At 48.5% G+C, this 12,671-nt stretch carries 9 protein-coding genes; all 9 read right to left on the reverse strand.

The window, feature by feature from the left end; all coding sequences use genetic code 11:
- Positions 1 to 42 precede the first annotated feature (42 nt).
- Positions 43 to 4,353, reverse strand: coding sequence for a PolC-type DNA polymerase III (locus ASF12_RS19410; RefSeq protein ID WP_056038149.1), 4,311 nt, complete (start codon positions 4,351 to 4,353; stop codon positions 43 to 45).
- Positions 4,354 to 4,856: 503 nt separating this feature from the next.
- The gene (gene proS / locus ASF12_RS19415; RefSeq protein WP_056038153.1) at positions 4,857 to 6,305 is read right to left on the reverse strand and encodes a proline--tRNA ligase; all 1,449 of its coding nucleotides are present in this window, start codon (positions 6,303 to 6,305) and stop codon (positions 4,857 to 4,859) included.
- Between the two features lie 6 nt (positions 6,306 to 6,311).
- Entirely contained in the window at positions 6,312 to 7,577 is a 1,266-nt protein-coding gene (rseP, locus tag ASF12_RS19420) for an RIP metalloprotease RseP (protein WP_056038158.1), read from the reverse strand.
- Positions 7,578 to 7,663: 86 nt separating this feature from the next.
- Positions 7,664 to 8,803, reverse strand: coding sequence for a 1-deoxy-D-xylulose-5-phosphate reductoisomerase (locus ASF12_RS19425; protein ID WP_056038161.1), 1,140 nt, complete (start codon positions 8,801 to 8,803; stop codon positions 7,664 to 7,666).
- A gap of 54 nt (positions 8,804 to 8,857) precedes the next feature.
- Positions 8,858 to 9,652, reverse strand: coding sequence for a phosphatidate cytidylyltransferase (locus tag ASF12_RS19430; RefSeq protein ID WP_056038164.1), 795 nt, complete (start codon positions 9,650 to 9,652; stop codon positions 8,858 to 8,860).
- 28 nt (positions 9,653 to 9,680) lie between these two features.
- The gene (locus ASF12_RS19435; RefSeq protein WP_056038167.1) at positions 9,681 to 10,445 is read right to left on the reverse strand and encodes an isoprenyl transferase; all 765 of its coding nucleotides are present in this window, start codon (positions 10,443 to 10,445) and stop codon (positions 9,681 to 9,683) included.
- Positions 10,446 to 10,600: 155 nt separating this feature from the next.
- Positions 10,601 to 11,155, reverse strand: a complete 555-nt coding sequence (gene frr / locus ASF12_RS19440) for a ribosome recycling factor (RefSeq protein WP_056038169.1) — start codon at positions 11,153 to 11,155, stop codon at positions 10,601 to 10,603.
- Positions 11,155 to 11,883, reverse strand: coding sequence for a UMP kinase (pyrH, locus tag ASF12_RS19445; RefSeq protein ID WP_046230744.1), 729 nt, complete (start codon positions 11,881 to 11,883; stop codon positions 11,155 to 11,157). The genes frr and pyrH overlap by 1 nt, the downstream gene beginning before the upstream one ends.
- 121 nt (positions 11,884 to 12,004) lie before the next feature.
- The gene (gene tsf, locus ASF12_RS19450) at positions 12,005 to 12,655 is read right to left on the reverse strand and encodes a translation elongation factor Ts (RefSeq protein ID WP_056038172.1); all 651 of its coding nucleotides are present in this window, start codon (positions 12,653 to 12,655) and stop codon (positions 12,005 to 12,007) included.
- Positions 12,656 to 12,671 lie beyond the last annotated feature (16 nt).

A 12,671-nucleotide genomic window follows, 5' to 3' on the forward strand; every position in this document is an offset into this window, starting at 1 on the left:
TTTTCAAGTTGAAATGCTGTACAAATGCCGATATACCACGTTCTAAAACAACGAGAGCTGGTTCGATTCCGGCAATCCTCGGAAACAGCCCATCCCGTTCAGCACCTCGACAATCGTTTTACTCGCCTTCGATCTTTGCTGGAAATCCTCAATCGACAGGTACTCGCCATCATTACGGGAAGCGGCAATATTGCGTGCGGCATTTTCACCAATACCCGGAATCGCTGCAAACGGAGGCACGAGCGAATCGCCATCGACTTGGAATTTTGTCGCATCCGAACGGTAAAGATCAATCGGTTTAAAAGAGAAGCCGCGTGCTGTCATCTCAAGCGCCATCTCGAGCAGCGAGATGCTCGCTTTCTCCTTAGGCAGCGCCGCAAAGCCTTTTTCTTCAATTTCGATCAGCTTGCGTTTGATTGCATCGTAGCCTTGGCACAATATTTCTAGGTCAAAATCTTCCGCGCGCACGGTAAAGTAAGTCGCATAATAAGCAATTGGATAATACAGCTTGAAGTAGGCTGTCCGCACCGCCGAAATAACATAGGCCGCGGCATGCGCCTTCGGAAACATATACTCAATGCGCAAGCAGGAGTCAATGTACCACTGCGGTACTTTGCAGCGCTTCATCTCTTCGATCCATTCGTCAGAAAGTCCCTTGCCCTTACGCACGCTCTCGGTAATTTTGAAGGCCAGACCTGCATCCATGCCCGCCTTGTAAATTAAATAAAGCATAATATCATCCCGGCAGCCGATAACGGTTTTGATATTGCAGGTTCCCTTCTTAATGAGCTCCTGCGCATTGCCGAGCCAAACGCCGGTTCCGTGGGACAACCCGGAAATTTGCAGCAAATCGGCAAAGGAAGACGGCTGCGTCTCCTGAAGCATTTGCCGAACGAACTTCGTACCCATCTCGGGAACGCCATATGTGGCTACTGGCGTACGAATTTTCTCTGGAGAAACATCAAGCGCTTTGGTCGAATTGAACATGCTCATCACTTTAGGATCGTTCATCGGGATCGTTGTTGGGTCAACATCAGTCAAATCCTGAAGCATCCGCATCATCGTCGGATCATCGTGTCCGAGTATATCGAGCTTGAGCAAATTCGTCTCAAAGGCATGATAGTCAAAATGGGTCGTCTTCCATTCTGCATTTACGTCATCAGCCGGATATTGAACTGGTGTTACATCCTCTACTTCGATGTAATCCGGCACAACGACGATACCGCCCGGATGCTGACCAGTACTACGCTTAACGCCCGTTACACCGGCAGCCAGTCTGGACAGCTCGGCACCGCGCCATTTTTTTCCATTTGCTTCTTCATATTTCTTGGCAAAGCCGAAGCCCGTTTTCTCCGCTACCGTACCTATTGTCCCGGCCCGAAATACAGCTTTTTCCCCAAACAGCACCTTTGTGTAGTTATGCGCTATCGGCTGGTATTCACCAGAGAAGTTAAGATCGATATCGGGAACTTTATCACCTTTGAAGCCAAGGAATGTTTCGAACGGGATATCCTGCCCTTCGCCCTTTAGCGGCTCTCCGCATTTTGGACAAGATTTGTCGGGAAGGTCAAAGCCGCTCGGAATGCTGCCATCGAGAAACCATTCGCTATGCTTGCATGCTGGATTTTTGCACATATAATGCGCTGGCAGCGGATTAACCTCGGATATGCCGAGAAACGTAGCTACAACAGAGGAACCAACAGAGCCCCTGGAGCCGACCAAATAGCCGTCCTCATTCGATTTTTTCACAAGACGCTCAGAAATTAAATAGTTCGCGGAAAATCCGAATTTAATAATCGGCACGAGTTCTTTCTCCAACCGGTCAATGACGACTTGCGGCAGATCCTCGCCATAAAATCCTTTAGCTGTATTGTAGCAGGTGGTGCGGATCTCCTCTTCTGCTCCCTCCATAATCGGCGTGAACAACTCCGGAGGAAACAGGTCAAACGGCTCAAAGCGTTCGGCAAGCTGCACCGTATTGGTCACAACGACCTCATACGCCCGTGCTTCTCCAAGGAACGCAAATTCCTTAAGCATTTCATCGGTCGTACGGAAGTGGGCATCCGGCTTGCGCATGTCTTTCAGCGGACTAAAACCCGTAATGCCATGGATCGCAATGTCGCGGAACAGCTTATCCCGAGGATTCAAATAATGGACATTGCCTGTCGCAATAACTGGCTTGCCCAGCTCATCAGCAATTTGGCACACACGGCGGTGTGCTTGCTCGATTTCAGCACGGCTGCCAACGAGACCTTTGTCCACTAAATGCATGTAAAAATCAATCGGCTGAATTTCCAGTACATCATAGAACCGCGCGACTTCTACAGCTTCCTCATACGATTTATTCAGCACCGTTTCGTAAAACTCGCCTTTTTCACATCCGGATATGACGAGCAGCCCTTCGCGCAGCTCCACTAGCTTCGTCCGCGGGATGCTTGCTACCCGTTTAAAATGCTGCGTATGGGAGAGCGATACGAGCTTGTATAAATTTTTCTTGCCGACTGCGTTCAGTGCATAAATACAGCAGTGAAACGGGCGGCTGTTCGATAAATCGATACCGACATAATCATTTAATTGATGCAGGCCTGTAACATTGCGTTCAGCCGCATCGCTAATCAAGCCGAACAATACCCCGCCCAAGGCGATGGAGTCATCAATCGCACGGTGATGGTTTTCCAGGCTGATTTTGTATTTAGCTGACAGCGTATTGAGACGATGATTTTTCAAGCTTGGATGCAAAAACCTTGCCAGCTCCAGTGTATCAAGGACCGGGTTTTTAATTTCCGGCAGGCCAAGCGATTTACAGTTTGCTTGCAAAAACCCGATATCAAAGCGGGCATTGTGGGCAACAAGTACGGTATCGCCAATAAATTCAATGAATTCGCGCAGCTTTGGCTCAAGCTCCGGCGCATCCTGTACCATTTCATCATTAATATTCGTCAATTGCTGAATATGATAAGGAATTTTCTCATGCGGATTAATGAAGGTGGCGAATGTCGCCACTTCTTTGCCATCTTTCATTTTCACGCCGGCAAGCTCGATAATTTTGTTATTAATGACCGAAAGTCCCGTCGTCTCGATATCGAAAACGATGTATTCGGAGCCAGCGAGCGGCTGCTCCCGCGGATTAAGCACTATCGGAACCGCATCATTTACCACGTTAGCCTCTAGGCCAAATAATAGCTGAATGCCGTTCTTTTTCGCTGCTTTCGCTGCTTCCGGGTAACATTGCACGTTGCTGTGGTCAGTGACCGCCATTGCTTTATGTCCCCATTTGGCTGCCATCTTTACATAAGCATCAATGGGAGCCACCGCATCCATCGCGCTCATTGTCGTATGCAGATGAAACTCTACCCGTTTCTCCTCCGCATTGTCTTTGCGGTCTGCTGGTGCATGAACCTCATGCAAATCATTCGGCATCATGACAAGCTCCGGCTCCTGCATAAACCGGTCATATTCGACTCTGCCACGCGCCTTCACCCATTTGCCGTTGGACAATAGATCCAGCACTTTGACATCATCTTTTGTTTTGGCGAACATTTTTAGGGACAAGGAATCGGAGAAATCGGTCAAGTTGAAGGTAAAGAGCGTGCTTCCGTTGCGCAGCTCCTTCTTATCCAGACCGAATACGGCGCCTTGCACCGTTATTTTCTTCTCTTCCTCGCGAATGTTCATCAATGGAACCGGCTCTTCGCGAATGTCATATCCGACCGCCAGTCTTGCCGGCGGCTCGCCATCATCGCCCAATTCCTCAGCTGCGGCGCTAGCCATAATTTGCTGAATGACCTCGCGCTCCTCCGCTACCCGCCGCTGCTCGAACTCTTCGTATACCTCTGCTTTAGCTTCGCCAACGGCAAGCTTTACTTTATAGCTTCGGCTGAATTGCCGCTCATAAAAGCGGGTAATTTCTTCATCTATCCGCTTTTTACGCGCCAGCTCCAGCCCCATTTCATCGAGCATCAGCAGCGTAATAACATCGCCTTCCGTCGTAATCGTTGCTTTGAGAAGCCAACCGTTAACCGAAGCAATTTCCTGCTGCGCCCACTCTTTGAAAAGCGGCCAATATTCGCTCGCAAGCTCTTCTGAAGAAAGCTGCTCATCGTATATAAATTGGAAGGAGGTATCAGCAATATGGGCAAACTTTTGCTTGACCGCCTGGCTTAATCCACTATAGGCCTTATAAGGAACCAAAGACGTTTTGCGTATGCAAAACGTCCACTTGCGGTTGTTCTTGGCGACTACAACCTGATCTATATAACCATCCTGAAAAAAGGATTGTATCATTTCCTGCGGTAATTCCGACTGCTGCAGCAGCAGCTCAAAGCGCTGCCTTTTGTTGTCGGTTTGGCTCATGATTTTATCCACTCCTAACGCTCGCTGGCTTATTTTCGCTGTTGCAATGGGGATGGTCGGCTCGGTTAAGGGGGATCGGCGCTGCGTGAAAGGTTTGGCTTACGATCGCCATTGCCCATACATTTCCTCGAAATAAGTCGTTAAACGGCAGAAATGTATAGGCAAAGCTTATGCTTACGAAGCTGCTTTCCTTCGGAAAGCTTTAACGCTAACGCTTCTCCAGCTTAAACCTTTCACTCCACTTGCCCCCTAAACCTCGCTCTCTCCACCGCAAAAACCGTTGTATAAGCGCTCGCTAAACCAGCACTTCTCATAGAAGCAGGGAAATGGCTGATTCCATTTCCCTGCCTTGAAATTGCTTTGTAATCAGCATAACACATCAAAACTCAATGCAGAACAATAAAATACAAATTAAAATTAAAGAAAAAGCGAAAGATTCTGTTGCGTACAATGCACTTCAAGCATTCGAACGAAGACGCTCTGTTGCTACAGGAGAGCCCGTTCTAGTAAGCGCGAGCAAAAACAACTGTATGCTCGGCGGCGTCGCCGCATACGAGGCATGTGCTCTTTTTCTCGGTAGGCTCGAATGGAATGTTGCGGCTTGTTGCTCCCGTCTCTTCCTTGACCTGCTTCTCGCATGCTTCCGAGCCACACCAGCCCGCAAGCACAAAGCCGCGCTGCTCCTCTTGCGATGCCTTCATTTCATCCAGCGTATCTACCGAATAGAAATGATCCTCGCGGAACTGCTTCGCTTTCTCAAACATTTCATTATGGATTTGCACAAGCATCGCTTCTACTTCAGCGACGAGATTAGCCTGCTCGACTACCTTCTTCTCGCCGCTAATGCGTGATACGAGGACAACTTGTCCATTTTCCATATCACGTGGCCCCAGCTCCAGACGAAGCGGAATGCCGCGCATTTCATATTCATTGAACTTCCAGCCAGGGCTTACGTCCGAACGGTCATCCACCTTGACGCGAACACCCGCTTTTTTAAGCTCGGCATATAGCTCATCTACCCGGCCGACAACTTGGTCGCGCGTTTTCGCTGGACCGATAGGAATCATAATCACTTGTGTTGGAGCGACTTTAGGCGGCAACGCAAGGCCACGATCGTCACCATGCACCATAATCATAGCGCCAATGAGACGGGTACTCACACCCCATGAGGTCGTATGGGCAAATTGCAGCTGATTTTCACGGTCCAAATATTTAATATCAAATGCTACGGCAAATTTCGTTCCCAAGTAATGAGAAGTTCCCGCCTGTACGGCACGGCCATCCTTCATCATCGCTTCAATCGAATACGTATCTACTGCGCCCGCAAAACGCTCCGAAGGCGTCTTTTGTCCAACAACGACCGGAATCGCCAGAAATTCCTCGACAAAGTCACGGTAAATGCCGAGCATTTGCATCGTTTCTTGACGAGCTTCCTCTTCATTCTCATGCGCTGTATGGCCTTCCTGCCATAGAAACTCACTTGTGCGCAGGAAAGGCAGCGTGCGTTTCTCCCAGCGGACTACATTCGCCCATTGGTTAATGAGCAGCGGTAGGTCGCGGTACGATTGAATCCATTTGGCATACATATGCCCGAACATCGTCTCCGAAGTTGGACGAATAGCAAGGCGCTCCTCAAGCTTCTCGCCTGCTGCTTCTGTTACCCAAGGAAGCTCAGGATTAAAGCCCTCGACATGCTCCTTTTCCTTCTGGAAAAAGCTTTCTGGAATAAAGAGCGGGAAATACGCATTGCGATGTCCGGTTTCTTTAAAGCGGCGGTCCAGATCACGTTGAATATTTTCCCATAGCTCATAACCTTCCGGGCGAAAAATAATACATCCGCGCACCGGCGAATAATCCATAAGCTCGGCTTTTTTAATGACATCAATATACCATTTCGAGAAATCCTCGCTTTGCGGCGTAATTTCCGAAACAAATTTTTTATCTTTAGACATAAAAGGTTAAGACTCCCCTCGCACCAATCGCAAAATATCGTTATAGGTTACTACCAGCATCAGCAGCATAATGAGCGCAAAGCCGACGAAATGAACCATGCTTTCCCGGTTCGGGTCAATCGGTCTGCCGCGCAGCGCTTCCAGCCCGAGAAAAATAAGTCTGCTTCCATCCAGTGCTGGAATGGGCAGCAAGTTGAAAATCCCCAAATACAAGCTCAGCATAGCGGTCCATCGCGTCAATTCGGCGATGCCCTGCTTGGCAATTTGACTGGTTACCTCTGCTGTACGCACAGGCCCGCCCAAATCATCCAGCTTAAAATCACCGGTGACGAGCTTCTTAAAGCCTTCAAAAATGATAACGGTCATCTGCTTCATCAGCTTGCCTGCACCCGTTACCGTTTCTGTAATCGTTGCAGAGCGCGTCTTGTAAGCAGCCGTGATCCCGACTTTACCGACTCCTTGGTCATCCGGAGCTGGCGTCAGCTCGATCTTCTGCGCTACGCCGCCGCGCACAATGTCCATTTGAATCGGCACGCCAGGCGAACCGCCAATAATATCAATCATTTTATCATAATCCGTACCAATTGGCGTACCATTAATCGCTTGAATCATGTCGCCGCTTTGCAATTGGGCCTTTTCTGCCGGCATCCCCTTGCTAATCGAATCCACGAGCAAATTTTCCGGTGTACCCGCGAGTTGAATATAAGCGCCACACAATACAAACGCCAGCACAAAATTCATAAACGGACCGGCAAAAATAGCCCGTGCCCGCGCAGCTACCGATTTGCTGCCAAACTGCCTGTCCAGCGGGGCAATTTGCGTTTCTTTGCCTTTGCTAATCATCAATGCTTGTGGATGCAGCGCAAAACGTTCCTTCTCGCCTTCAATGTCGAGCGTAACGAACAAATCCCTTTCCAGGTCGATCTGAGTCACTTCGCCACGAATGACGCCGCTGCGCTCATCTAGACGGTCCAGGTACAATCTCGTTACCTTATCCTCTTTAAGCTTGATGGCAATTGTCTGCCCAGAGGCAACGTCCACAATTTCCGGGTCCTCGCCTGCCATACGGACGAAGCCACCTGCCGGAACGAGGCGAATGGTAAATCGCGTCTCGCCGCGCTTAATGGAAATGAGCTTAGGTCCAAAACCAATGGCAAATTCCCTAACCAATATCCCTGCTCGCTTGGCAAAATAATAGTGGCCCCATTCGTGGATAGTCACGATTACAAAAAACACGAGCACGGTTAATAAAACAATCTGAATCGTCTCCATATAGAGCCTCCTGTTCGTAACGGCCTGTACATAGATTATCATTATTCTCCTACCCGTTACAAGAGAACCGCGAGGCAGCGCACAAGTTACACAGTAGCAGCCATTCGACGTGCCCAGCTGTCGACTTCAGCGATAGCTTCAAGAGTATCAACCACCGTTACAGGATGGCGAGTGAGCACTTCCTCAATCGTGCGCTCAATATCCAGAAATTCAATTTCGCCAGCAAGAAACCGGGCCACCGCTACTTCATTCGCCGCATTATATACCGTTGGCGCCGATTGTCCCGCTTTGCCGCATTCGAAAGCGAGACGCAGGCACGGATACCGTTCAAAGTCCATCTCTCGAAAATGAAGCTTGCCAATGGCAGCCAAATCAAGCCGGCCGGTAGGCGTTGGATAGCGATGCGGATACGTAAGCGCATATTGAATCGGAACGCGCATATCAGGCAACCCTAGCTGCGCAATGACGCTATGGTCAGTAAACTCCACATAAGAATGAATGATACTCTCTGGATGAACAAGAACATGGATTTGATCGTATGTAACATCAAACAGCCAATGGGCTTCAATAACTTCCAGCCCTTTATTAGCCATTGTGGCAGAATCGATTGTGATTTTAGCACCCATGGACCAATTAGGATGATTCAGCGCTTCCGCCACCGTAACACCTTTCAATTGCTCGCGCGTGCGATCGCGGAATGAGCCGCCTGAGGCAGTCAGCGTAAGCTGGCTAAGCGATCTGCGATCTTCTCCATTCAGGCACTGAAAAATAGCCGAATGCTCGCTGTCAATCGGTATAATCGAAACACCCTTCTGCCTTGCCCGTTCCATTACAATATGGCCCGCCGTTACGAGCGTCTCTTTATTCGCAAGGCCAATCATTTTGCCCGCTTCAATGGCAGCAAGCGTTGCAGGGAGCCCTCTGCTGCCCATAATCGCCGTAACGACAATATCGGCTTCCGTCTCTCCAGCAAGCTCAATTAAGCCCTGCTCTCCATAAATGACCCGAGTTCCTGCAGGCAGCGAAGAGGCAACCGCTTCAGCCGCTTCCTTCGTTGACAAGCAAACGATGGATGGCTTGAAGCGGATCGCCTGCTGAATCAGCAGGTCCGTATTGCTGCCCGCCGATAAGCCGACAACCTGAAAACGCTCCGGGTCGTTTGCAATAACATCCAGCGTTTGCGTGCCAATGGAGCCTGTTGAGCCAAGAATCGTTATTTTTTTCATCTCAATCTCCTCTGACACTCGGATTAGACATGTACTTTTTGCATCTCTTACAAATTACATGGGGAGCAGACCAGAGAGCACGATCAACGGAAATACGATAATCCAGCTGTCGCAACGGTCCAGAACGCCACCATGCCCAGGCAATATGCGGCCTGTATCTTTGATATCACGTACTCGTTTGTAAGCGGATTGAATTAAATCGCCAAACTGTCCGGCTACAGCGGCCAGCAGCCCAATAAGAAGCGCTTTGCCAAATACGATGACGTCGGGGAAGAAAAAAGCTCCGATAGCTGCCACAACAAGCGACAGCACAACGCCTCCGAGCGCCCCCTCAATCGTTTTATTCGGACTAATCGATGGCCAGAGCTTGTTTTTGCCAAATGCCTTCCCGGCAAAATAGGCGCCAATGTCTGAGGACCATATGCAGCCAAGAAGCAAAAATGTCCAAAACAAGCCATGATCATCCATCTGTCTTACCGCATTCATCGCTCCAAAGCCCATCCCAACGTACAGCGCACCAAGCAGCATAAGTGCCGCATGATCGATCGTTGTTTTGTTTTTGGTCAAGACCGTTAGAGCAAGCAGCAAAAAGGCCAGCACCCACGTTACAAACATGAAGGATGGCGTTTCTACCCCAATTAAGTTCCATGGTAGCACAAAAAACAGCACACCCGCGTATCCGAGCAATGAAGCCGGATGAGCCCAAGCTTGGCCGTTCATCTTGACATATTCAGTAAAGCCTACCATCGCGAGCAAAACGAGCAGACCAGCATATAGCCAGCTTCCCGCTACTGCAAGCGCAATAAAAAATGCGCCTGCTACTACTCCCGTCACTATTCGCTGTTTCAATGTATAGGTCACACTCCGTTATCGAAGCTTATAGTCCGCCATATCGCCGTGCGCGCCGCCCATACTCCTCAATCGCTTCTTCGAAATGGGCCTCTGAAAATTCAGGCCAATAGACGTCCGTAAACCACATTTCGCTATAGGCAAGCTGCCAAAGCATAAAATTGCTTAAACGCAATTCTCCGCTCGTGCGAATCAGCAGATCAGGATCCGGAAGGTCGCGGGTCAATAAATGCGAACTCATCACATGATCATCTATTTGGTCACAGGTGAGCCGTCCTTCTTGCACATCCGCTGCGATCTCCTTGATCGCTTCAAGCATTTCCTTGCGGCTGCCATAGTTTAGCGCAAAAGTAAGTACGAGTCCCGTATTATTTGCCGTCTTGCTCATTGCTTCGTCCAACGCTTTAATCGTAAAGGACGGGAGATCCTCCCTGTGCCCCATGACGCGAACCTGAACATTTTTTTGCATCAAATCGTCTATTTCAATTTCTAGAAATTGCTGAGGGAGCTTCATTAAAAAATCAACTTCGTCTTTAGGCCTTTTCCAGTTTTCCGTCGAAAAAGCATAAAGCGTTAAATATTTAACGCCGAGCCGGTCTGCTGCCATCGTAATGCGTCTGACCGCTTTCATCCCGGAATGATGACCCGCTATTCGCGGTAATCCACGGTCTTTGGCCCAACGCCCGTTTCCATCCATAATAACAGCAACATGTTCAGGCACGTTGTCTAATCGTGGCGGCGCTGCCGGACGTGGGGACGATTTGCTAAATTTAGCCCAAAGTCGACTGATCATCTTCGTTCCTCCAACCCGGATTTAACAAGCGTAAACGGCTGCCACCGTACCCAATAGAAGGCAGCTTGCGTTTCGCGATGATATATAAGGCATTTAAAAAAATAAAAGCCTTATATTTAAACCAAACCCCACCTAACGGAGGGGCTTTAGCGAAATTATACTTCCATAATTTCTTTTTCTTTAGCTACTAATACTTTATCCACTTCTACGATAAAACGGTCTGTCAGCTTTTGAATGTCATCTTGATGACGACGGGACTCATCTTCTGAAATGTCCGTTTTCTCCAGCTTCTTCACATCATCATTCGCATCGCGACGGATGTTGCGGACAGCTACCTTCGCTTCTTCACCGAATCTTTTCGTCATTTTGACAAGATCAGTACGACGCTCCTCGGTCAGCGGCGGAATCGAAATGCGAATCGTTGAGCCGTCATTAGCTGGCGTCAAACCAAGATCCGATTTCATAATCGCTTTTTCAATAGCTGCAAGGGAGGTTTTATCCCACGGCTGAATCATCAGCGTCCGGGAATCCGGCGTGTTAATGTTGGCCAGTTGTGCAACTGGTGTCAATGCGCCGTAATATTCAACTTGCACACGATCAAGCAAAGCTGCTGATGCGCGGCCTGCACGCAGGCTGGCCAAATCGCGGCGCAGTGCACCGATTGCTTTCTCCATACGTTCTTCGGCATTTTTCTTAATAGCTTGAGGCATTATTTCGCACTTCCTCTCACAATGGTGCCAATTTTCTCGCCCAGCACGACCCGCTTAATATTATCCTGCTCTGTAATTGCAAATACAACGAGCGGAATATTATTGTCCATGCATAGCGAAGATGCTGTCGCATCCATAACACCAAGATTTTTATTTAATACTTCCATGTAAGTAAGCTCTTCGAACTTAACTGCAGTTGGATCTTTGAATGGATCAGCAGAGTATACGCCATCCACTTTGTTTTTAGCCATCAAAATGACTTCTGCTTCAATCTCAGCAGCACGCAAAGCAGCTGTCGTATCTGTTGAGAAGAACGGATTGCCTGTGCCAGCAGCGAAAATAACGACGCGGCCTTTCTCCAGGTGGCGAATAGCACGACGTCTAATGTACGGCTCAGCGATTTGCTGCATAGCAATCGAGGATTGTACGCGGGTTGGCACTTCAATTTGTTCCAATGCATCCTGTAGAGCAAGAGAATTCATAACTGTAGCCAGCATACCCATGTAATCCGCCGTTGCGCGATCAATCCCTTTAGCAGTTCCTGCAATTCCGCGCCAAATATTACCGCCGCCTACAACAATGGCAACTTCAACACCGAATGCTACAACTTCCTTTACTTGCTCAGCAATAGAAGCAATTGTCGAAGCCTCAATACCGTAGCCGTTATTTCCTGCCAACGATTCGCCGCTAACTTTTAATACTATACGTTTAAACACGGGTTTTTCCAACGTTGCTTACCTCCATGAATGAATCTAAAGCTCTTAGATTGCATCCGGTTATCAAAATATAAAGTTTCTCCGCTTACGAAAGCAGGCGAGGCGGACGCCCCGCCCCGCCTTTGCGATCGGTTTACAGTTTAGCTTGCGACATAACTTCTTCTACGAAGTTATCAACTTTTTTCTCAAGACCTTCGCCCAGCTCATAACGAACGAAACGACGGATTGAAATGTTTTCACCAATTTTGTTGATTTTATCGTTAAGAAGCTCCGAAATCGTTTGGTCTGGGTTTTTGATGAACGTTTGCTCAAGCAAGCAATATTCTTCATAGTATTTGGAAATACGGCCTTCAACCATTTTATCAACGATTTTTTCAGGCTTGCCTTCGTTAAGTGCTTGTGCACGCAAAATTTCGCGTTCTTTTTCAAGCTCATCGCCAGGAACTTCTTCGCGGCGAACGAATTTAGGGTTTGCAGCAGCGATTTGCATCGCGATATCTCTTGCAAACTCACGGAATTGGTCTGTTTTAGCAACGAAGTCTGTTTCACAGTTAACTTCAACTAGAACGCCAATACGGCCGCCAGCGTGAATGTAGGATTCAACAACGCCTTCTGTTGCGATACGACCAGCTTTGTTAGCTGCAGCAGCAAGGCCTTTCTCACGAAGGAATTCAATCGCTTTCGTGATATCGTTGTCTGTATGATCCAAAGCTTTTTTACAATCGAGCATTCCTGCTCCTGTTCTTTCGCGAAGTTCTTTTACTGCGCTCGCACTAACTGCCATTTTGAGCCCTCCTGAA

Source organism: Paenibacillus sp. Leaf72, from assembly GCF_001422685.1.
Lineage (GTDB): Bacteria > Bacillota > Bacilli > Paenibacillales > Paenibacillaceae > Pristimantibacillus.

Bases quoted from the DNA above. Each gene is read 5' to 3' on its own strand.
- rseP (WP_056038158.1), bottom strand. From the start codon at position 7,577: ATGGAGACGATTCAGATTGTTTTATTAACCGTGCTCGTGTTTTTTGTA.
- ASF12_RS19410 (WP_056038149.1), bottom strand. From the start codon at position 4,353: ATGAGCCAAACCGACAACAAAAGGCAGCGCTTTGAGCTGCTGCTGCAG.
- tsf (WP_056038172.1), bottom strand. From the start codon at position 12,655: ATGGCAGTTAGTGCGAGCGCAGTAAAAGAACTTCGCGAAAGAACAGGA.
- proS (WP_056038153.1), bottom strand. From the start codon at position 6,305: ATGTCTAAAGATAAAAAATTTGTTTCGGAAATTACGCCGCAAAGCGAG.
- frr (WP_056038169.1), bottom strand. From the start codon at position 11,155: ATGCCTCAAGCTATTAAGAAAAATGCCGAAGAACGTATGGAGAAAGCA.
- ASF12_RS19425 (WP_056038161.1), bottom strand. From the start codon at position 8,803: ATGAAAAAAATAACGATTCTTGGCTCAACAGGCTCCATTGGCACGCAA.
- ASF12_RS19435 (WP_056038167.1), bottom strand. From the start codon at position 10,445: ATGATCAGTCGACTTTGGGCTAAATTTAGCAAATCGTCCCCACGTCCG.